The 20,637-nt window shown below is 70.7% G+C and carries 23 protein-coding genes; 7 read left to right on the top strand and 16 right to left on the bottom strand.

What is annotated here, in order from left to right; translation table 11 throughout:
* Positions 1-2: 2 nt before the first annotated feature.
* From FB388_RS28240 to FB388_RS28270, 7 genes are all read right to left on the bottom strand, one after another.
* On the bottom strand, positions 3-1,166 hold the full coding sequence (locus tag FB388_RS28240; protein ID WP_142105154.1) for an SRPBCC family protein: 1,164 nt from the start codon (positions 1,164-1,166) through the stop codon (positions 3-5).
* Positions 1,159-1,728, bottom strand: coding sequence for a hypothetical protein (locus FB388_RS28245; protein WP_142105155.1), 570 nt, complete (start codon positions 1,726-1,728; stop codon positions 1,159-1,161). Before FB388_RS28245 ends, FB388_RS28240 begins: the two co-directional genes overlap by 8 nt.
* Before the next feature lie 227 nt (positions 1,729-1,955).
* The gene (locus tag FB388_RS28250; protein WP_142105156.1) at positions 1,956-2,252 is read right to left on the bottom strand and encodes a hypothetical protein; all 297 of its coding nucleotides are present in this window, start codon (positions 2,250-2,252) and stop codon (positions 1,956-1,958) included.
* 139 nt (positions 2,253-2,391) lie between these two features.
* Positions 2,392-2,838: a PadR family transcriptional regulator gene (locus FB388_RS28255; RefSeq protein WP_142105157.1), complete on the bottom strand. Its 447-nt coding sequence runs from the start codon at positions 2,836-2,838 to the stop codon at positions 2,392-2,394.
* Positions 2,839-3,011: 173 nt separating this feature from the next.
* Entirely contained in the window at positions 3,012-3,986 is a 975-nt protein-coding gene (locus tag FB388_RS28260; RefSeq protein ID WP_142105158.1) for a ParA family protein, read from the bottom strand.
* A 205-nt stretch (positions 3,987-4,191) separates the two neighbouring features.
* Positions 4,192-5,031, bottom strand: a complete 840-nt coding sequence (locus FB388_RS39655; RefSeq protein ID WP_211362250.1) for a hypothetical protein — start codon at positions 5,029-5,031, stop codon at positions 4,192-4,194.
* Positions 5,032-5,301: 270 nt separating this feature from the next.
* On the bottom strand, positions 5,302-5,499 hold the full coding sequence (locus FB388_RS28270) for a hypothetical protein (protein WP_142105159.1): 198 nt from the start codon (positions 5,497-5,499) through the stop codon (positions 5,302-5,304).
* Between the two features lie 64 nt (positions 5,500-5,563).
* Here FB388_RS28270 and FB388_RS28275 point away from each other — a divergent pair, with 64 nt between their 5' ends.
* Both FB388_RS28275 and FB388_RS28280 read left to right on the top strand, forming a co-directional pair.
* Positions 5,564-5,890, top strand: a complete 327-nt coding sequence (locus tag FB388_RS28275) for a DUF1330 domain-containing protein (RefSeq protein ID WP_142105160.1) — start codon at positions 5,564-5,566, stop codon at positions 5,888-5,890.
* 67 nt (positions 5,891-5,957) lie between these two features.
* Positions 5,958-6,404 (top strand): ATP-binding protein, encoded by a 447-nt coding sequence (locus tag FB388_RS28280; RefSeq protein ID WP_142105161.1) that lies wholly within the window; start codon positions 5,958-5,960, stop codon positions 6,402-6,404.
* 31 nt (positions 6,405-6,435) lie between these two features.
* Here FB388_RS28280 and FB388_RS28285 read toward each other — a convergent pair whose 3' ends face one another.
* Complete coding sequence (locus tag FB388_RS28285) at positions 6,436-6,852, bottom strand: MarR family winged helix-turn-helix transcriptional regulator (protein WP_142105162.1); 417 nt, start codon at positions 6,850-6,852, stop codon at positions 6,436-6,438.
* A gap of 80 nt (positions 6,853-6,932) precedes the next feature.
* Here FB388_RS28285 and FB388_RS28290 point away from each other — a divergent pair, with 80 nt between their 5' ends.
* Positions 6,933-8,735 (top strand): ABC transporter ATP-binding protein, encoded by a 1,803-nt coding sequence (locus FB388_RS28290; protein WP_246122466.1) that lies wholly within the window; start codon positions 6,933-6,935, stop codon positions 8,733-8,735.
* A gap of 22 nt (positions 8,736-8,757) precedes the next feature.
* Here the strand turns inward: FB388_RS28290 and FB388_RS28295 are convergent, their stop codons facing one another.
* A complete protein-coding gene (locus tag FB388_RS28295; RefSeq protein WP_142105163.1) occupies positions 8,758-9,423 on the bottom strand; it encodes a response regulator in 666 nt (221 codons plus the stop codon).
* Positions 9,420-10,559: a sensor histidine kinase gene (locus FB388_RS28300; RefSeq protein ID WP_142105164.1), complete on the bottom strand. Its 1,140-nt coding sequence runs from the start codon at positions 10,557-10,559 to the stop codon at positions 9,420-9,422. Before FB388_RS28300 ends, FB388_RS28295 begins: the two co-directional genes overlap by 4 nt.
* A 155-nt stretch (positions 10,560-10,714) precedes the next feature.
* On the opposite strand from FB388_RS28300, the gene FB388_RS28305 reads away from it, so the two are divergent.
* Complete coding sequence (locus FB388_RS28305) at positions 10,715-11,251, top strand: hypothetical protein (protein WP_142105165.1); 537 nt, start codon at positions 10,715-10,717, stop codon at positions 11,249-11,251.
* A 28-nt stretch (positions 11,252-11,279) separates the two neighbouring features.
* Here FB388_RS28305 and FB388_RS28310 read toward each other — a convergent pair whose 3' ends face one another.
* Positions 11,280-11,897, bottom strand: a complete 618-nt coding sequence (locus tag FB388_RS28310) for a TetR/AcrR family transcriptional regulator (protein ID WP_142105166.1) — start codon at positions 11,895-11,897, stop codon at positions 11,280-11,282.
* Positions 11,898-12,092: 195 nt separating this feature from the next.
* Here FB388_RS28310 and FB388_RS28315 point away from each other — a divergent pair, with 195 nt between their 5' ends.
* Entirely contained in the window at positions 12,093-12,539 is a 447-nt protein-coding gene (locus FB388_RS28315) for a nitroreductase family deazaflavin-dependent oxidoreductase (RefSeq protein ID WP_142105167.1), read from the top strand.
* A 25-nt stretch (positions 12,540-12,564) separates the two neighbouring features.
* Here FB388_RS28315 and FB388_RS28320 read toward each other — a convergent pair whose 3' ends face one another.
* Both FB388_RS28320 and FB388_RS28325 read right to left on the bottom strand, forming a co-directional pair.
* Positions 12,565-13,305 (bottom strand): DUF899 family protein, encoded by a 741-nt coding sequence (locus tag FB388_RS28320; protein ID WP_142105168.1) that lies wholly within the window; start codon positions 13,303-13,305, stop codon positions 12,565-12,567.
* Positions 13,306-13,386: 81 nt separating this feature from the next.
* Positions 13,387-14,394 carry an alpha/beta fold hydrolase gene (locus FB388_RS28325; protein WP_142105169.1) on the bottom strand — a complete coding sequence of 336 codons (1,008 nt, stop codon included), beginning with the start codon at positions 14,392-14,394 and terminating at the stop codon, positions 13,387-13,389.
* 110 nt (positions 14,395-14,504) lie between these two features.
* Between FB388_RS28325 and FB388_RS28330 the strand changes: the two genes are divergently transcribed.
* Both FB388_RS28330 and FB388_RS28335 read left to right on the top strand, forming a co-directional pair.
* A complete protein-coding gene (locus FB388_RS28330) occupies positions 14,505-15,443 on the top strand; it encodes an AraC family transcriptional regulator (RefSeq protein ID WP_170225863.1) in 939 nt (312 codons plus the stop codon).
* Positions 15,436-16,422 (top strand): peptidoglycan recognition protein family protein, encoded by a 987-nt coding sequence (locus FB388_RS28335; RefSeq protein ID WP_142105171.1) that lies wholly within the window; start codon positions 15,436-15,438, stop codon positions 16,420-16,422. The genes FB388_RS28330 and FB388_RS28335 overlap by 8 nt, the downstream gene beginning before the upstream one ends.
* A gap of 79 nt (positions 16,423-16,501) precedes the next feature.
* Here FB388_RS28335 and FB388_RS28340 read toward each other — a convergent pair whose 3' ends face one another.
* The 3 genes from FB388_RS28340 to FB388_RS28350 all read right to left on the bottom strand — a co-directional run bounded on the left by FB388_RS28340 (position 16,502) and on the right by FB388_RS28350 (position 20,633).
* Positions 16,502-18,217 (bottom strand): peroxidase family protein, encoded by a 1,716-nt coding sequence (locus FB388_RS28340; protein ID WP_142105172.1) that lies wholly within the window; start codon positions 18,215-18,217, stop codon positions 16,502-16,504.
* A gap of 116 nt (positions 18,218-18,333) precedes the next feature.
* Complete coding sequence (locus FB388_RS28345) at positions 18,334-19,269, bottom strand: carbohydrate kinase family protein (protein WP_142105173.1); 936 nt, start codon at positions 19,267-19,269, stop codon at positions 18,334-18,336.
* Positions 19,266-20,633, bottom strand: coding sequence for a family 4 glycosyl hydrolase (locus FB388_RS28350; protein WP_142105174.1), 1,368 nt, complete (start codon positions 20,631-20,633; stop codon positions 19,266-19,268). Before FB388_RS28350 ends, FB388_RS28345 begins: the two co-directional genes overlap by 4 nt.
* Between the last annotated feature and the right edge of the window lie 4 nt (positions 20,634-20,637).

A 20,637-nucleotide genomic window follows, 5' to 3' on the forward strand; every position in this document is an offset into this window, starting at 1 on the left:
CGTCATCGCTCCCGTCGTGATCTCGAAGCCGCCACCGGCTCCCTGGCCTCGTCGGCCCCGGTGTCCGGCTCGGCGTCCTCGGCCGGTTCCTGTTCCTCGTCGGCGTACTCGTCCTCGAGGAAGTCCTCGTCGCTCGGCTCCTCCTCGTCGGCGTACTCGTCCTCCTCGTCGTAGGCCCCGTCCTCGTCGTACGGCTCGCCCTCGGCCGGCTCCTCTTCGGCGGGCTGCTCGTCGTAGGGCTCCTCCTCGGCGCCCTCGCCGGTGTCCTCCGCCGTCTGCTCCTCGCCGGTCTCCTCCTGCTCCTGGGCGCGCTGCTCCTCCTCCAGGGCCTCCTCGTGGGTCTTCACCACCTCGCTGTCGTGGATCTCGCCTCGCCAGCCCTCGACCTCCTCCTGGTGGAGCAGGACGTTGGACATCGCGTGCCGGCGGAAGTGCTGGAACTCGAGGCGGGCACGCCTGCCCTGCGCGCGCCAGAGGTTCCCGGTGCGCTCGAACAACCCTTGCGGGTGGTACTCGAGGACCAGCATCACGCGGGTGAGGTTGGGGCCGAGCTCGGTGAAGGTCACCGCGCCGTCGACGTGCCCCTTCGCACCCTTGGACCGCCAGACGATGTGCGAGTCCGGCACCTGCTCGACGATCGTCGCCTCCCAGGTGCGGTGCGACAGGAAGACCTGCGCCTTCCAGTTCGTCTTCTCGTCCGAGGCCTGCTCGACGCTCTCGACCTTCTTCATGAAGGTCGGGAAGTCGGCGAACTGGGTCCACAGGTTGTAGGTCGTGCGCAGGGGCAGCCCGACGTCCTGGTTCTCGCTGATGACCGTGACCTTGAGCTTCTTGCCCTGGCCACCCGAGCCACCGCCGCCGAAGACGTTGCCGATCTTCTCCTTGAGGGCGGAGAAGCCTCGCTTCAACAGCCCGGGACGCGACTCGTCGTCGCCATCGTCATCGCTGTCCTCGGCCTCGTCGCGCTGCCGGCCGAAGACCGTTCCGATTCCCTGCCCGGGGTTCTCGGCCACGCTGGTGAGGCGGTCGGACAGGCCGTTGATGCGCGCCGTCGCGTTCTCGGCCGCGCTCTGCACCACGAGACCCAGCAGCCGCTGCCCAGCGTCCTTGAGCGCGTCCGTCGGCAGGGCGTCGGCGATGCCGGTGCGTTCCTTCGCCTCAGCCATCGCCGTTGCTCCGTCGGGTGCGAGCAGCCCGCGTGGGGTTGCGACCTGCTGCCTTGCCCGCGCCGGACGCGGTGCGCCGGACGGTCGCGGACGTGGAGGCGCCCTTTCCGCCGCTGCGTGCGGCGGTGGCCTTGGCCGGGGCGCGGGGCCGACGGCGTGGCGGCGGCGCTTCCTCCTCGACCGGCTCCTCGTCCCGCTCGGCCGCCGAGCCGGCGTCCTCCTCCTGGCTGCTCCCGTCCTGGGCGTACTCGTCCTCGGCGTACCGGTCGGGCTCGGGCTCGGGCTCGGGCTCCTCCTCGGCCTTGCCGCGCCGCGGCGCGCCTGCGCTGCCGAGGGACTCCACCCGCTTGCCGACCCGGTCGGTGAGCGCCTCGACCTGACGGGCGGCCACCGCCAGGGCAGCGCCCTTGCCCGCCTCCAGGAGCCGCCCTCGCACGTCGCCCACGAGCCGCGACAGCTCGGGTGAGGTCTCGAGGAGCTTGGTGCCTCGGTTCAGGAGCTCACCCGGTCCTCCGGCACGCCTGCCCGCAGCCATCCCACCCAGCATCAATGCGAGCTTCATCTTCTTGGTTCGTCCGAGTAAATAGCCGCCGGCGACGCCGAGGGCCACTCGTGCCCCACACTTCACTGGATCTCCTCTTTCGGTTGTCGATCGCTCGACCGTTTCGCCATCTTTGCAATGTGCGCCCCCGATGGCCGCTGCAAGCGACTACCCAACGAGGTCAACGCACACTCCGCTATCACCGGATCGTCAGAAATTTAGGCCGTTCGGAGCAGACGAGAGGGCCCTTACCGGCCGAGCCGCATGATCTTGCGGGCTCGGCGTCTGGCCCGTTTCGGGGACAGCTCGGGCAGCGGGCTCTTCCGCCACCACCTGCGAGCCTGCTTGCGGACCCCCTTCTGGATGTCGCGCGACCGCGGGAGCAGCAGGCCGAAACCCATCGCATACAGGCGGAGCGAGAGGAACCCCAGGAATATGCCGACGGGCAGCAGCAGGATCGTGACGAACAGAACGATCGACACGACGAGAAGCAGGGAAGCGACGAGCCAGATCAGAACCGCCGCAATTGACCGGAGCACCCTCATCCGCCATCAGCTCCTCCGCGTGCCCACCACCGGGATAGCCACTGGCCGCTGGGCTGAATCGCGGCGCTCCGACTTCCGGGGCCGCTTGCCCCGAATGCCGCGCCAGGTCCCCCTGAACGGAGGAAAGAACTTGTTCCTGTCAGCGCGGAGCGGCGACGCCTCCCTTCGCGCGCGCCGGGCTCACGCGGGCGGTACCGCGGCGGTCGAGGTCGCCGGATGCGTCGAGCACGCTGTCGAGCCCGTGGGAGAACGCCTCCCACTCCCGCCTTCGAGTCGCGAGGACCCGTTCCCCGAGCGGGGTCAACGAGTAGCGGCGAGCCCCTTCGTGCCCGGTCACCTGCATCAGCCGGTTGTTCACGAGCCGGTGCAGTTCGTGGATGACAGGGCGCAGGGACAGCACGAACAGCCCGCCGCTGCGCTCGCGCACGAGATCGATCAACTCGTACCCGTTGGCCGGGCCGTCCGTCGCCGCTGCGAGTAGCAGCAGGCTGACGTGCTGGCGATCGCGGACCTTCACGACGCCGAACCGTCGCCGCGGCGCGGCGGCGGGCGCCGCCTGCGCCTCACGACCCGTCGTGTCTGGCACGTCGTCCTCCATGATCTCCGGTTCCACCGGCTCGGGCACCCGGGTCGGCCTCGGGCGCCGCCTGCGGATGCGACGCCGCGACAAGGCAGCTGCCGCGGCACCGAAGACGGCCGAGAGGTCGACGGCCCCGGACCTGCGGTCGTGGCCGTTGTGAGCAGGCGAGCCCCTCGACGTCATGCCGGTGCAGCTGTGCTGTCGGGAGCAGCCGTGTCGTCGGGAGAGTCCGTCCGCTCGGCCTCTTCGGCGGCCTGCAGCGCGGTGAGCACCTCCACGCCGAGTGCGCGGTAGTCGCCCGCGACGCTCGCGGCGGTGGCGGATACCCGTGGCGTACGGACGTCCGACCGGAGCGTCTCCCACCACGCAGGCTGGGCCGCCGCCTCGAGCTCGAGCTCGTGGGCGAGCTTGCCGAGACGACGTGCGTCCTGAGCCGTGCGCTCCGCGTGCCGGATGGTCGTCTCGAACCGCGGCGAGTGGCCACCGAACGCCCTGTCGATCGCCGCTCGGGCCTCGGCGTGGACCGCGCGCGAGCGCGTGCCGGTCCCGAAGAGCACCACCCCGAGCAGGCCCAGCCGCGGGTTGATCTCCTGGGCGAGGGCGAACCGCTCGGCGACGAGGGTCATGCCCACGAGGCCACCGACATCGGACTTCGTCGGCATCAGCACCCAGCGAGCCGCGGCCAGCGCCAGGTCGGACAGGATCGTCGACTCCGGCGGGCAGTCGATGAAAACGACCTCGTAGTCGGTCGCGATCGGGGCGAGCACGTCCCCGAGCACCCGGAACGCTCGACGCCCGCGGTGCTGCAGGCGCGACACCATGATGGGCGTCAGGTCTTCCAGCCGCGCTCCCCCGCACACCACGTCCAACTTCGGACGCACGTCCGACGCGGGGACGAGCGGCGTGCCGGCGAGGACGCTGTTCAGCAGCCCTGCGCCCTGGTCGTCGGCGTCCGAGTCGCGGTAGCCGAGATCGTCGGCCAGGTTCGCCTGCCGGTTGAGATCGATGAGCAGGCAGCGGTAACCCGCGCCCGCGAACTGCCCCCCGAGGTTCGCGGCGATCGACGTCTTACCGACGCCACCCTTGTCATTGACGATCGCGATGACACGCGCCAACGCGAAATCACGCTCCTGGTCCGTCGAGCGCTCGGCCATCGACACCTCCGCACTGTGCGCAGCGGCAAGTACCCGCGCGCAGAGATCGCCATGCTTGGGCGGATCAGACTGAGCCAAATCGCGCAACTATCTGCGCCGAATGCCAGGACATCTGATTTCTTGATCATGGGTGTCCACAGGAGCCGACCGTGGCCGCGAGAAGATCCACGCGGGCCGGAGCACCAACGGAACGTCTCGGTCGCGGTCACCGCCGCGGCCGGGCTGCGCCTTCCCTACCGGTGCGAGCAGTGGAGCGATCATTGCCGGCCCGCCGGACCGGCTGCCCGGTCCGTTCCTCGTCGGCTCGCCGTGGCGCGGCGTCGGACCGCCGTGCCCGTCCCTGCCGTGACGGCTCCTCGCGGTCCGACCCTTCGGAGGGCCGGCGTGGGCGACCTCCGCCGTCCTGTCCCCCGCTCTCCTCACGGTGGGCTTCCGGGCGTCGTCGGGCCCGAGGGCGGAGCAGGTGGCGGAGACTGGCCTGCTGGGCCGGCCGGTCGTCCTGGTCCTGGTCCTCGTCCTCGCCCTCGTCGTAGTCCTCGGTGTCGTCGATCGCTTGCTCGTCCTGGTCGCCGGCCCCGTCGCCGTCCTCTTCGGCGTACTCGGCCTCGTCCCCTTCGTCGTACTCGCCGTCGTCCTCTTCGTCGTACTCGGCCTCGTCCCCTTCACCGAGCTCGGCGTCGTCCTCTTCCTCGAGCTCGGCGTCGTCCTCCTCGTCGAACCCGGCGTCGTCCTCCTCCTCGAACTCCGCGTCCTCCTCGGCGTCGCCCTCGTCCCGCTCGCCGTCGTCCTGGTCGCGGTCGTCCTGGTCAGCGTCGTCCTGGTCAGCGTCGTCCTGATCGCCGGCCTGGTCGCGGTCGGCGACCTCGTCGCGGTCGTCCTGGTCGTCGGCCTGGTCGCGGTCGTCCTCGTCGAACTCCGCGTCCTCCTCGTCGTCGAACTCGGCGGTGTCCTGATCCTGATCGTCGAGATCGGTATCGGTGTCTTCGAGGGTGATGCGGATGTTCAGCCTTTTCGTGCCCATGAGGATGTAACCGCTGATGTCCATGGCATTGATAGGTGATGGATCACTCACGTTGGGTCACTCCCTCGAGCGGTGGGAATCGCTCTGCGTCGGGCAGGCCGGCGGGCCGACGGAATTCGACTCCGACGCGCTTCGCATTGCGATCCCGTTGAGTTGCCAGGCTCTGCGTGAATACCCGGCTCGCGAAAAGCTGAACCGGGACGGCTCACAATGGGCCGATCCGCCGCAGCGCATTGGGACATCCGCCGGAGCGAGCCCGCGCGCACTGGTCCGCTCGGTGATGCGGAGGTGCGATCAGACGCGCCCGATCGAGGCCCATGCCGGGCGGGACGCGGGCGGCAGGACCCGGCCGAACACGTTGCCGGCGAAGTGGCCGCCTGCGAGCACGGTGCCGGGGTCCTCGAGCTCCTTCAGCAGTTGCTCGCGCGTGCGGAAGGCCTGGGCGGCGTCGGCGTCGAACAGGAACGACCACGTGGACTCGACCACCTGCACCTGGCAGGCATCACGTCGCCGAGAGGATCGGGGCGAGGGGCCGGGTCAACGCGATAGTGGAGCCATGGGTTCCCCCGTCTACGCGCTCAACCTGTTCGACGTGGCCGACCGCGACGAGTACCTCGCCTACTCCCGCCGTTCCGCGCGCGAGGTGCAGGCACACGGCGGCAAGGTCGTCGCGCTCGGCCGGTTCCGCGACACCGTCGCCGGTGACCTGACGCCGAGGCAGGTCATGATCATCGTCGAGTGGGAGTCGAAGGACGCCTTCGACGGCTACCGCAACGATCCCGCCCTCGCCGACCTGCACGCGCATCGGGAGGACGGCACGGACGCGTACGTGTGGCACCTGTTCGACAAGCTCGACGACCTGCGTCCGATCCTCACGCCGTAGCCATGAGAGGGGCGAGGTTCACGCGGTCCCGGTCGCGCCCCGCGCGCTAGTTGCTCATGCTGGGCCGATGACGGCGACCACGGGCTACTACCGGATCCGGTTCGCGGCCGACCCAGTGCAGTTGATCTTCTTCCGGGCGGGGCTCACCGCCTGGCTCCGCAGCCTGCAGTGGCCGGAGCCCGATCGGATCGACGCGGTGCTGGCGATCAGCGAGGCGTGCACCAACGCCGTCCAGCACGCCTACCCGGCAGGGGAACCGGGGGACGTCGACGTCACCGGTCGCCTGGTCGTCGACGAGAACGTCCGCCGGATCGTCGTGGTCGTGCGCGACGAGGGCCGGTGGCGGGACCGGGCGGGCGGCCGCGGGTACGGGCTGACGACGGTGCACGAGTGCATGGCGGAGGTCCGCATCCGACAGGACGGCGACGGGACCGTGGTCACCATGATCAGCAAGCCGGTGCCCCTGCTCGACCTCTCCGACGTCGGCGAGAGCGGTTCCAGGGCCGCCGACTGACCCAGGACCGCCCGGGTGGCCGAAACCGGCCTCAGCTCCGCAACGCCCGCAGGATCCGGGCGAGGGACGTGCGATCGGCCTCGTCCAGCCGGGCGAAGAACTCCTCCGCCTCGGCGGCGCGCGCAGCGCGGATCCCAGCGGCCACCTCGTCGCCGCGGTCGGTGGTGGCGACGAGTGTGGCGCGACGGTCGTCAGGGTCGGGACGGCGCTCGACCAGCCGGGCCTCCTCCAGCGCGTCGACCACCTCGGTGGCGGAGCGCGGGGCGATGCGCAGGTACTCGGAGAGGGCGCCGAGTCGTATCGGCCCGTGCTTGGTGAGGACTCCGAGCGCACGAGCCTGCGCCGGGGTGACGTCCCACGGCGCCAGCGCGCGCTGGGTCTGGTGCCGCAGCTGCCGCGTCACCCCGCGGAACGCCTCGGCGAGCGACTCCTCCGGCTCCTCGGACACCGGAATATCCTACCAACGGTTACGGTTGTCCCCTCACGTTGAGGTAACCTCAGCAATCTCGACGGAAGGACGTACCGAACTTGGGCCCCGTCATCCAGACCGACAAGCTGAGCCGTCCCGGCCGGCACACCGTCACCGCAGCGGACAAGGCACAGGCCCGCGAGGTGTCACTGCGCCGGATCGCACGGCTGTTCATCCCGCACCGCTGGTCCATCGCCACGGTCACCGCCACCATCGTCGTGTCGTCCGTCGTCGCGATGGCGTCGCCGTTCCTGCTGCGCGCCGTCATCGACGACGCCCTTCCGCACCAGAACCTGAATCTCCTGGTGTGGCTGGTCATCGGGATGGTCGCCGTCGCCGCCCTGACCGCTGCCCTGGGTGTGGTCCAGGCCTGGATCTCGACGAACGTCGGCCAGCAGGTCATGCACCGGCTGCGCACCGACGTCTTCACCCACCTGCAACGCCAGTCGATCGCCTTCTTCACCCGCACCCGCACCGGGGAGGTGCAGTCGCGGATCACCAACGACATCGGTGGCATGCAGACCGTCGTCACCTCGACGGCCACCTCGCTCGCCTCGAACCTCACCACCGTCGTCGCGACCCTGGTCGCCATGCTCGCCCTGAGCTGGCAGCTGACGCTGGTCTCGCTGCTGGTGCTGCCGCCGTCGATCTGGCTGACCCGGCGCGTGGCGCGGATGCGGCGCGCCATCACCGCGGCCCAGCAGCGCGAGCTGGCCGACCTGAACGTCGTCATCGAGGAGGGGCTGTCGATCAGCGGCGTGCAGCTCACGAAGACGATGGGCACCGGCCCCGCACTCGTGGAGCGGTTCACGGCGTCATCCGAGCGACTCGTCGACCTCGAACTGCGCGCCCAGCTCGCCGGGCGCTGGCGAATGGCCGCCACCAGCCTCGTCTTCGCCGCGATCCCGGCGATCATCTACCTCAGCGCAGGCCTGCCGTTCACCGCCGGGACGATGACGATCGGCACGCTCGTCGCCTTCACCGCCCTGCAGGCCGGGCTGTTCCGGCCGATCATCGGCCTGCTCGACGTCGGCGTGTCGCTGGTCAGCTCGCTCGCGCTGTTCGCACGGATCTTCGAGTACCTCGACCTGCTGGTCGAGGTCGACGACCCGGCCGCACCCGTGGACATCGACCCGGCGCGCGTCGAGGGACACGTCCGCGTCGAGGACGTCACCTTCACCTATCCCGGCAGCGACGCCGCCGCCATCGCCGGGATCACCCTGGACGTGCCCCCGGGCTCAACCCTCGCGCTGGTGGGTGAGACCGGTTCGGGCAAGAGCACGCTCGCCGCCCTGATCGCGCGGCTCCACGACCCCGACGCCGGCCGCATCACGATCGACGGCATCGACCTGCGGGACATGCGCCTGGCAGACCTCGCGCGCATCGTCGGCGTCGTCAGCCAGGAGACCTACCTGCTGCACACCACCATCCGCGAGAACCTGCGCTACGCCCGGCCCGACGCCACGGACATCGACATCGAGGCAGCCGCGCGCGCCGCGCAGATCCACGATCTGATCGCGAGCCTGCCGGACGGCTACGACACGGTCGTCGGCTCCCGCGGCCACCGCTTCTCAGGCGGGGAGAAGCAACGCATCGCGATCGCCCGGACCCTGCTGCGCGACCCCCGGGTGCTGGTTCTCGACGAGGCCACCAGCGCGCTCGACACCCACACCGAACGTGCCGTGCAGCGTGCGCTCGACGAGCTCAGCCGCGGCCGGACGACGATCACCATCGCCCACCGGCTCTCCACGGTGCGCACCGCCGACCAGATCGTCGTGATCGACCACGGCAGGATCGTCGAGTCGGGCAGCCACGACAACCTCATCGCCCGGCACGGCCGCTACGCCGACCTGGCCGCCTGACCACCATCCGGGGCTCCGCCGGTCAGTCGTGCCTTCGGGGAAGGACCAGTCCGGACTCGTAGGCGAGCACGACGAGCTGGGCTCGGTCTCGTGCGCCCAGCTTGGTCATGGCCCTGCTGACGTGGGTCTTCGCCGTCGTCGGACTGATGCTCATGACGCTGCCGATCTCGTCGTTGGACAGGCCTCTCGCGACGTGGGCCACGACTTCCCGCTCCCGGTTCGTGAGCACGTCGAGCGTCGACGACGTGTGGGCGGGCGGCGGACGACGGACGTACTCGGCGATGAGTTTGCGGGTGATGGTCGGCGCGAGGAGCGTGTCGCCCTTCGCGACCACGCGCACCGCGTGGAGCAGATCCTCCGGTTCGATGTCCTTGACCAGATAGCCGCTGGCGCCCGCGCGCAACGTCTCGAAGACGCACTCGTCGAACCCGTAGTTGGTGAGGATCACGACGTGGAGATCGGCGAGCTCGGCGTGCGCGGCGATGCACCGGGTCGTCGCCATCCCGTCCAGCACCGGCATCTGGATGTCGACGAGGGCGACATCGGGACGGTGGCGCAGCGCGAGCTCGATGGCCTCGCGTCCGTTGGCGGCCTCACCGACGACGCGGATGTCCGGTTCGGCATCGAGGAGGGCCCTGAACCCGCCGCGGATGAGCGGTTGGTCGTCGGCCAGGAGAACGTCGATCACCGGATCTCCGCGGGGAGATCGGCGCGCACGGCGAAGCCGCCACCGGTAGCGGGACGGGCTGTCAGTCGTCCGCCGAGCGCGGCGACCCGCTCCCGCATCCCGCTCAGCCCGACGCCGGGCACCGGTAGTTCGTCAACGGTGGCGACGCCGTCGTCCTCGACCCGGACCGTCAGAACCTTCGCGCCGTAGTCGAGCGTCACCGCCGCGCTCGCCGGCCCGGCGTGGCGCGTGATGTTGGTCAGCGACTCCTGCACGATCCGGTAGGCGGCACGATCGACCTCCGCCGGGAGCAGCCGCGACCGGCCCGTGACGTTGAGGTCGACGCGAAGCCCCGTCGAGCGGGCCCGTGCGAGCAGGTCGGGCAGCCGGTCCAGGCTGCTCGGACCGGACTGGTCGGTCCGCAGCACCTCGAGGGTCTCCCGCAGCTCGCGCGTGGCGTCGGAACTGGCGCTCTGGATGGCGAGCAACGCGTCGGACACCGCCTCTCCGCGTTTGCGGGCGAGGTGGATCGCAACACCGGCCTGCAGCTTGATGACCGAGATGCTGTGGGTGAGGGAATCGTGCAGCTCACGCGCGATCCGCAGCCGCTCCTCCCCGGCCCGGCGCACGGCGAGCTCCTCGCGGGTGCGCTCCGCCTCGGCCACCCGCTGCTCCGCTTCATGCAGGTAGGCGCAGCGTTGGCGGGCCACCTCTCCGCCGACGATCGCGGCGACGAACCAACCGACCGGCAGTATCGCCTCCTGGATCGCGTCCTGGAATGCTGTGCGCGAGCCCGCTGCGCTCATCAGTTCGTGGATCACCGTCTGGGCCGCGAGCGGGAGCGCGACGACGATTGCGAGCATCCGGTGCGCAGCCTTCGTGGCCGTGTAGAGCGCCACCAGCGCAGCGACCGTCGCGACCGGGTCGGGATGGACCCGCAGGCTGTAGGCGAGGCCGCACCCCGCCGCCACGAGCAGCACCGCCCTGGGGACGCGCCGGCGGAACACCAATGCCAGCGGCGCGAGGACGAGCAGTACCAGGTCGAGCGGAGCGGGTGCCGCGTCGTCCACCCCGCCGAGGAGCCCCGCTGCCAGTACGCCTGCGGCAATCGCAACCGCGAGCGCTGCATCGAACTGGTACCGGCTCGCTGAGGCCATCCCGGCAGCCTAAGCGAGCTGCACCGACCCGGGCGTCCTGCGCGCGATGTACTCCCACCGGCGGACATCGACCGGGCACCTACCCCAGGCCGAGCGGTAGAAGACGCTTCCGGCGGTCGACGACACGCACCGCATGCACGACCACCATTCGTGTCGTGGTCAACAGCAGCCGGCTCACACCTCGGTGGCGCAAGTTCCTCCTGACGATCCACATCGCCGGGAGTGTCGGCGCCTTCGGCGGTCTGGTTTCCGTCGCGACCCTCACGACGTCCACGCTCGGCGGAGCCGACGCCCTCACGGCCTACCGCGCCGCCTACCTCGCCGAGACGGCGATCGTCATCCCGCTCGCCCTCGTCGCGCTGGCCAGCGGCATCGCACTCGCGACCCTGTCCCGATGGGGACTGTTCCGGTTCTGGTGGGTCGCCATCAAGCTCGTCATCACCGCGGCACTGGCCGCACTCGCCTCGTTCGGCCTCGCACCTCACCTCCACGAGGCCGCCGACCTCGCGACGGCCGGGGCACCCATCAGCACCGCAGAACAGCTCGAACTGGCGATGTTGCCCGCGGGCGCAGCGGTTCTGCTGCTGGTCAACATCGCGCTCAGCGTCTACAAGCCGGCCGCCCGGCTGAAGCGGGACAAGGCTGCGCGGCGCCCGAGCACATCCGCCGGGAAGACGGCCCTCCGGACCTGACTGCCGACGTCCTTCCGCTCCGACAGGGTCACGAGCGGCGGACGCGCTGTTCGCGCCCCCCGCCGGATGCCGCGGTTCCGACGGGCAGCGGCCCGTTGAGGACCCGGTCGACGTACTCCGCGGTGATCGCGACCAGGTCCTCGTCGTCAAGGCTCGCGACCGGGGGCAGCGCGAGGATGAACCGGGTCAGCGCGATCCCCAGCAGGTGCGTGCTCAGCAACCCGGCCCGCAGTTCCGCCTCGGCCCCGTCTCCCAGGAGCCGGCGGACCATCACGGTCACCTGATCGGCGAACACGGCGCGGAGCCGCTCGGCCGCCTCCTCGTGCGTGACCGCCGAGCGCAGCAGGATGCTGAGAGGACCGTTGCGGTCGTTGCGCCACATCGTCACGAAGTGGTTCGCGAGCACCCCGCCGACCTCTTCGCGCGGGATCGCGCCGAGCTCGGGCAGCTTGAGGTCGACGTCCACGGCTGCCGCGAACAACCCGTCCTTGCTGCCGTAGTAGCGCATCACCATCGACGGGTCGATGTTGGCGTCCGTGGCCACCTGCCGGATGGTGGTCCGGTCGTAGCCCTGCTCGGTGAACCGAGCACGTGCTGCACTGAGGATCGCCTCACGCGCGGCGAGGGAGCGGTTCGTGAACGGCATCTACCGACATTATGCCAACGCGTGTTGCAAGACCAGGACCCGCTGCGCCGCGCCGACATCGGCGTCCGCGGTGGGGAACCGGAGATTGCTCGACGAAAGACGTGGCCGGGATGTCGAGACCGGCGTAGCGGCTCCGTCCCAGGGGCGGATGCGGCCGGCATGCCGCACCAGCCACCTACCGGAAGGACAGCCGCCATGGCCGTCGCAGAGGACCTCGACCGCGCCACCGACTCGCAGTGGGACTGGGTCGCCGAGCACACCCGCACGTACCTGGACTCGGGCGGCACCGAGGGTCACGAGAACAACGGCGTGCACACCCTCGTGCTCGCCACGACCGGACGCCGGACCGGTACGCCTCGCCGCACCTGCCTGATCTACGGCACCTCGGGCGGCGACTACGTCGTCGTCGCCTCCAAGGGCGGCGCCGAGGAGGACCCGGCGTGGTTCATGAACCTCGAGGCCGACCCCGGCGTCGGGGTGCAGGTCGGCACTCGCCGCTTCACCGCGCGCGCCCGCGTCGCGTCCTCGGCCGAGCGCGCACCCCTCTGGGCCCAGATGGTGGAGATCTTCCCGCTCTACGACGAGTACGCGCAGAAGACCGACCGCGAGATCCCGATCGTCCTGCTCACCCCGCTCGGCTGATCCCCTGGTGAAGGCGAGCCGGGCTTCAGGTCAGCTCGTCGGAGCGGCCGGCTCCGATGCGGGACCACTGGGCGATGGGGCGTCCGTTCGTACGCCAGACCTCGGGGTTCTCGGCGTCACCCCAGGGCTGGGGCCAGCCGTCCGGGGAGTCCTCCCACGCCTCCTGGCGTCCGTAGACGGTCATGTCCAGCAGCCCGTGGGTGGGGGCCATGATCTCGACGCCGCGACCGCCGGTGTAGTACGTCTCGAACACCCGCTCGCCGTCGCGGACGTAGCAGACGAGGTGGTGGCGCTGCCAGTCGCGACCCTCCAGGAGTTGCGCCGCCGTCTTCTCGACCGAGTACCACGGCATCTCCAGGCCCATGAAGTCCCGGTAGCGGACGCTTTCCTCGTACGGGCCCTTGCAGAGCACGGCGTACGTCGCGTCCCGGGAGTGGATGTAGGACAGCTCGCGGACCTGGCTGTTGAAGAACGTGCAGCCCTCGCACTGCTCCGCGGCGGGCCTGCCGGGCCACCAGGCGTGGAAGTAAGCGATGAGCTGCTTCCGGCCTTCGAAGACGTCGAGGATCGTGACCGGTCCGTCGGGACCGATGACCTCGATGGTGGCGTCGACCTCCACCATCGGCAGCCGCCTCCGGGCCGCCGCGATCGCGTCCCCTTCGCGGGTGTGCTCCTTCTCGCGTGCGAGCAGTGCTTCCCGCGCCTCCTGCCAGGCCTTCCTGTCGACGACAGGCGGGAGGGCCGGTCCGGGTGACTGGTCGTTCATGATCGCCTCCATGCGTCTCGTTGTGGTTCTGCCCACCGACGAACGGGTCACGCGGGAATCGACATCGGGCGCCTCACGTCATCATGTCCGCCATGGCGCGAGGGAACGCACGAAGCTGATCATCGCTCGGCTGACGTCGTCGGATCGCTCCTGCTGGATCCAATGGCCGCAGCCCGGCAGCACGATCGCCTCGCGTGCGTGCGGCACCGCCGCCGAACGGCCCTCGATCAGCTCCGCAGCTCCCGGCAGCTTCGCGGCCAGGTCCCGGTCGCCGGTGATGTAGAGGGCGGGCTGCGTGATGACTGCGTTGTGCCACGGGCTGGTGAGCGCCCAGTTGCGGTCGAAGTTGCGGAACCAGTTCAGGGCCGGGGTGAAACCGGTGCGGGCGAAATCCTCGGCCACGGTGTCGATGTCCTGCTCGGTGAGCCAGCCGGGCAGCTCGCCCGGTTCCGGCCAGATGTCGAGCAGGTGGCCGCCCGCGGGGACGATCGGACTCCACGGATAGCCCTCGCCGGAGGCCCCGTACAGCGCGCGGCGTACCGTCGCGCGCGGGTCCTCGCCGAGCTCCTCGTCCGCGACGCCCGGCCGCTGGACGTAGACGGAGTAGTAGTTCTCGTAGTCCGCACCCGCGACGGCGCGTAGCCCGGCCAGGTGAGCGCCGTCGGCATGCGGCTGGAACGGCGTGCTCAAGGACACGACCCCGCGTACCACGTCGGGCCGCATCAGCGCCGCGTGCCAGGTGACGACCCCGCCCCAGTCATGTCCGGCCAGTACGGCACGTTCCTCGCCGAGCACGTCGACCAGCTGGATCACGTCGCCGACGGTGTGCAGGATCGTGTAGTCCTCGACGGCGTCCGGCAGTTCGGTTCGCCCGTAGCCCCGCTGGTCAGGGGCCACGGCGTGATATCCGGCCGCGGCCAATGCCAGGAGCTGGTGGCGCCAGGAGTACCAGGTTTCCGGGAAGCCGTGCAGCAACACCACGAGCGGTCCCGAGCCCGCCTCGGCGATGTGCATGCGGATCTCGCCCACCTGGACCGAACGGTGGGTGATCCCGGTCGTCGAGGTGTCTTCCAGGGCGACGTTCTTCATGATCCGAAACTATGAGCGCGAAGGCGGCAACGCCCATGGCCGCGCTGCTCACGTCGATACCCGATCGGCTCGGCCACCCGGGGACGAACAGGTCCTTGTTAGCCTCCGGCATGGACGTGATCGCCGACATGTTGTCGGCAGCGCGGGCCGGCGGAGCGACGACGGTCCGGCTGCGTGCCGCGGCCCCCTGGGGCGTCCGGCGCGACCGCGTCCCCTCCGTGGCGTGCCACCTGGTCACGCAGGGAACCTGCTGGCTGCGCACCCCCGGGGCAGAGCCGCTGCGGCTGGAGACCGGCGACTTCGCGCTGCTGCCGGACGGCGCCGGGCACACCCTGTCCAGCGACCGGCAGGGTTCCCGCGTTCTCGACGACGACGTCATCGCGGACCGGCCGCGACGTGCTGGACCCGAGATCGACATCGGGGGCATCGGCCCGGAGACCCGATGGCTCTGTGCCGGCTACCGCTCCACGGGCGCCCTGCCCCCTCCCCTGCTGGCACTCCTCCCACCGGTGCTGCACGTTCCGGCGCGGGAGTCGGCGGTGCGAGGCGACCTGACGGACACGCTCCGGATGCTGGCCCGCGAAGCCACCGCCGATCGCCCCGGCTCGCAGATCATCATCGACCGGCTCGTCGACATCCTGGTCGTTCACGCCCTGCGCGAATGGCTGCTGTCCGGCCTCGCAGCCACGTGGCCCGCCGCGCTCCACGACCTCCCAGTCGCCACGGCGGTGACCGCGCTGCACCACGAGCTCCACCGGCCGTGGACGCTCGACGAGCTGGCCGCGCGGTCCGGGCTGTCCCGTGCGACGCTCACCAGACGGTTCACCCTCCTGATCGGCGAGCCCCCACTCAGCTACCTGAGGCACAAGCGGATGGAACTGGCCGCACGCCGGCTGCGGGAGAGCGACGAGACGCTGACAGCCATCGCCGACCGCGTCGGCTACGCCTCGGAGTTCGCCTTCTCCCGAGCGTTCTCCCGAACCTTCGGCGTGGCACCGGGCCGCTACCGCGCAGCCAACAGACCGGACCGAGAATGCCGTGATGTGTGACGACCGAGATGCAGAGCCGCGACGGCTCGGGCGCCGCACCATGCTGCGCGCCGGTCTCGCGCTCGGCACGTCCTTGCCACTGCTACCGGTGCTCGACGGGCCGGCGTCGGCCGCACCGCCTGCCGAGAACCTGGCCGGGCTCGGTGTCCACCGGCGGGACGAGTGGGCGGACGGCCGACCGGCCACCGGGCCTCTGCACGCCGAAGCCGACGGCGACGTCCGGTTCCTGCTCGTACACCACAGCGCCTCGTCGAACACGTACGCGGCCGCTGAGGTGCCTGGTCTGATCCGAGGCTTCTACGCGGCGCACACCGGCGGCAAAGGATGGCCGGACGTCGCCTACAACTTCTTCGTCGACCGGTACGGCGAGATCTGGGAAGGCCGCACGGGCAGCCTGGCAGCACCGGTGATCGGGGACGCGACCGGAGGCAACCAGGGCTTCTCCCAGCTGTGCTGCCTGATCGGGGACCACCGCACCGAACCGCCCACGGCGGCCGCATCGGATTCCCTCAGCCACCTGCTGGCGGCGCTGGCCGACCGGCACGGCATCGACACCGCACCGGGCGCCACCACGACGTTCGTCTCGCGAGGCTCGAACCGATGGGCCGTGGGCAGGACCGTGACCACCAGCACCATCGCCGGGCACCGCGACATGTCGCGGACCGAATGTCCCGGCGATGCCTGCTACGCGCTGATCCACGGCCCCATCACGGAACGCGTCAACCTCCGCCGCCGGCCGCACGCGGCACCGATCAGATCGACGACCACGGCGCCGCCGCCTTCGCTCGGAGCGTCTGCCCCTGGCTCTGCGTCTCAGCCGACGCCCGGCCGACCTGCCGGTGACACCTCGGCGGACGGCCTGCTACCACTCGTGATCGGTGGCGGTTCGCTGGCTGCGCTGACCGCCGGTCTCGCCCTGCGGCTCCGGCGATCGCGACGTTCACCCGCCGAGGAGGAGCACGGGAGGTCCACGCGGTGACCGCCCACGATCGAGCCGCACGGCTCCACGGGCGGGACCGGCGACCGCGGCGTTCTGCGGCAGCCGCCGGCGTGCGCTCCTACAGGACGCCCGCGAACCGCAGGAACGACGCGATCGAGGTGACCGCCGCACCGTCGGGCAGCCGCACGCCCGCCGCCGGGGTCCAGCCGGACTGGTTCAGGTACGACCGCGGATCGTGTCGTATCTGGCCGATGAGCGTCTCGGCCACGATCCGGCTTCCGACGGGTCCGAGGGCTTCACCGTTGGTGCGCACCTCGGACTCCCGCAGGATGTAGAACCACAGCGGTGTCCTGTCCACGAACCCGCCCTTGTCCAGGGCGTCACGCACACCCTGGTCGAGCCCGGTGGTCAGCTCCGGTGTCGTCAGTGGCGGGATCCCGAGTGCGGCGGCGACCGCCTGACCGGTGGGGATGCTCAGCCGGAACCCGCGGAGGAGGTTGCGTCGCGCGAGGTGCTTGAGCAGCGTCTCCAGCGCACCGCCCGCCGGTACCTGCGTTCCTGCGACCTGGTTGACCATGTTCGCGAGCGGGGCGGCCAGGAAGGTGTCGATCGGCCGCGCGGACCGGATCGGGAAGGCGACGTCGAGCTCGACGAAGCGGTCCCACTCCGCGGTCCAGTTGTCGGGCAGCTCGTCGGCACCGCCGATGAAGCCGCCCGTACCCGTGAACTGGAAGAGTTGTTCGAGGGTCGCCTGCGGCTGGAAGATGTTGCCGGGGGCACCGAAGTTGCGGTTCCAGTCGTAGATGCCGCGCACCATGCTGTGGCCGAACCGGAAAGCGGCCACCGAGAACTCCAAGGGCATATACGGCCGCGGCCGGTCGGCGAGCCCCAGCAGGTCGTCCTCGCTTGCGAGCACGCGATCCACGGCGCCGTCCTCGAGGACGGTCGCGAGGTAGTCGTGGACGCACAGCCACTGGTAGGTCCAGCGGGTGAGGTCGCGGGCACGGGAGAAGACGTCGCCGACCCCGGTGCGCTCGGGTTCGTTGTCGCGTACCCAGTCGACGGCATTGTTGTGGAAGCGCAGGAACGCCACGTGCAGCTGGGCGACGACGAGGTTCTCGTCGTTGCGGGCGTCGCCGATCTGCGGGACCCGGTTCACCCGGGGTAGGTCACGCTCACGGTCGTCGACCGGCGGGATGACCACCCCACCGCCACCCGCGACGGCCAGCTCACCGAGCTGCAGCTTGGCGCGGTCGTCCGCCCGGTACGGCACTGCGATCTCGTTCGGGTTCGGCTGCGCGAAGGGCCCGTCGCCGTACACGGAGTCGAGGTTGAGCGCAGGATTCCGCTTGTTCACCAGCAACGCGACCACCCCGGCCGGGGGCATCGGAGCCAGTGGGGTCACGTCGATCCCGACGACCTTGTCGTTGTCGGTGGCCGCGGTCAGGTCGTGATCGACGAACTGTCCCCAGTAGGTGTGGATCGGCGGGATGGGCGCGTTCGCCTGTGGCGCACCCTGCTCGATCATGGCGTTGCCCAGGTCGTTCAGGGCGTCCACGGTGTTCGCCGCGATAGCGGCTGTGTCCGCCGGTAGGAGCTTGGTGGGATCGGAAACGAGCGCTGGGAACAGGTAGTCGAAGTCGGTGACGCCGGCCATCGCCAGTGCCTCCGCCACGTCCGCGGTCTTGGCCACCTCGGCGTCCTGCGTGACATCGCTCAGCCGGACCGAACCGGCGTCGACGGCTTCCTTGGCCCCGGGCGCGGCATCGACGATCGCGTGCGCGCCGTGCCGCATCCGGGTGATGACCCGCCGTCCCTCGACGTTCTCGCTCATGCGTACCTCCTGTGATCCCTCGACCCGCCAGCGGCGAGCCCCCAGGAGGGAGGGCGAAGTGGCCCCGACAGATACCCGCAGCGAGGATGCCGGCGGCAAGCCGTCCGAGCCTCTCTTCACGACGGTGGGGTGACCGATGCCCACGGGACGAGGTCCGGTGCGAGCCGGGCGATGTCGTCCAGGTGGGGGGCGGCCGCACCGCCGTAGTCACGGGTCGACAGTGATCCGCACCAAGTGGCCAGGCGGAGACAGGCGTCGAGGTCGAGGCCGTTCGCGAGCCCGGCGACGAAGCCGGCGTCGAAGCAGTCGCCGGCCCCGACCGTGTCCACGACGGTGACCTCCGGCGGCGTCGCGGTGCACCGCACTGCGCCGTGGGCTGCCAGCGCCGCGTCGGCTCCGTTCTTCACGGCGACGACGGGGGTCAGCGCGGCGAGGTCCTCGACCGCGTCCGGCAGCTGCTCTCGGCCGGTGAGCCGGCGTGCCTCGGCGGCGTTCGGCAGGAACACGTCGATCGATCGGAGGACGGTGCGGACGGCGGGATCGCGCAGTGTGGATTCCACGTGCTGGGGGTCCATGACGACTCGGGCGTCCACGGCGCGGGCGGCGTCGACCACGGCGGCCAACCGCTCTCCCCGCCGCAGCTCGGCGATGAGCACGATCGCCGGGCGGTGCCGGATGATGGCGCCCGTGACGTCGCGGGGAGGCACCGGTTCCTTGAACGACAGGAAGCCGCGTTCCCCCGCGTGGGAGGCTGCGACGCTCACGTTGCGGACCGCGTGGTCGTGGACCAGGTAGGCCGACGTGTCGAGCCCTTCGGCTGCGGCGGTGTCGAGCAGGAGGCGGCTGTAGGGGTCGTCGCCGAGCTGGGCCGCCCAGGTCGGCGGGATCCGGAGGCGGTGCAGCGCGCGGGCATGGGTGAACGCGCCGCCTGCGAGGACCCGGATCTGGCTCGCGAAGATCTCCTCGCCGGGTTGCGGCCAGCGCGGCAGGCCTGCGAACACCATGTCGATGTAGTAATCGCCGATGACGAGGACGCCGTGCTCGTCCGTCACGTCCAGGTTCCCGTGTACTCGTGGTGGGCACGGAGGTAGTCCGCCGCCAGGCTGCGGGCCCGGGGGAAGGACACGACGAGCGGGTGCGCCATGAGGGCTCGGACGGCGGTGTCCCGGGACCGGGTGCGGATGGCCTCCGCCGCCAGCCGTTCGAAGCTCTTCACCTGCCGCATGAGTCCTGCCTGCAGCGGAGGCACGGCACCGATGGGTAGCGGCCGGATCCCGGTGGCGTCGGCAACCACGCTGATCTCGGCCACGTCGGTGGGTTCGAGGTCCGGCAGGCATCCGGCGTTGGGGACGTTCGCGGCGGTGTAGCGGGGTGGCCCGCCTGCGAGGGCCTCGATGAGGTCGAGCGCCACTCCGGCGTACCCCTCCGTCCCCTCGCCCAACGTGCGCTCATGCGTGATGGCCGAGCCCGCTGGTTCGGCGTAGTGCATGTAGGTCGATCGGCGCCCTGCCTCGTAGGCCCGGTAGGCGGCGACCGCCTCGTCGGGTCGCTGCTGCGGGTCGAGATCGGCCAGTTCGCGCAGCAGCACCCGGTTGCGCTCGGCGACTTCCTCGCCGCGCGTCGCCGTCTCGGCCTGGATGTCTGCCAGCGCCTGTTCGGCGAAGTAGTAGTAGAACAGGTACTCGTTGCTCCAGGTGCCGAGCAACCTGAGCAGCTCGGTCGGGAAGAACCGCTGCAGGGTGGCCCGCCGGAACTCGTCGTTGCCGAGCAGCGGCGACAGGAGCTCCCGCCCGTGCAGGTCCCGCACCGCCCGGCACCACGACAGGTGGTTGAGCCCGTACACCTCGGGGCGCAGGTCGTTGGGCGCGAGCCCGTGCCAGGCGGCGACCGCGTGCTGGGCGAGGTTCGCGCTGTCGCAGATCCCGACGGTTCGCTCGAAACCCGCGTCCCGCAGGGCCTGGGTCACCAGGCCTGCCGGGTTGGTGAAGTTGAAAAGCCAGGCCTGTGGACTGCGCGTCGCAACCGACTCGGCGTACTCGAGGATCGTCGGCACGGTGCGCACCGCCATCGCGAACCCGCCCGGGCCGGTCGTCTCCTGTCCGAGCACGCCATGGCGCAGCGCGATGCGCTCGTCGGTGATGCGACCGCAGTCGCCCCCCTGCCGGATGGTGGTCACGACGTAGTCGACGCCCTCGAACGCCTCGGCCGGGTCGGTGGTGGTCCGCACCCCGACCGAGGAGTACGGCCGCGCCACCGCCGCCGCCACCGCTCCGAGGAGCCGCAGCCTCTCCGCGTCGATGTCCAGCAGCACGATCTCCTCCAACCCGAGCGCGTGCGCTCGAGCCGCGGCACTCTCGACGAACAGCGGGGCGCGCACCCCTCCACCACCGACGAGGGCGAGCTTGCGGCTTCCCATGACG

The organism is Pseudonocardia cypriaca, assembly GCF_006717045.1.
Taxonomy (GTDB): Bacteria; Actinomycetota; Actinomycetes; order Mycobacteriales; family Pseudonocardiaceae; genus Pseudonocardia; species Pseudonocardia cypriaca.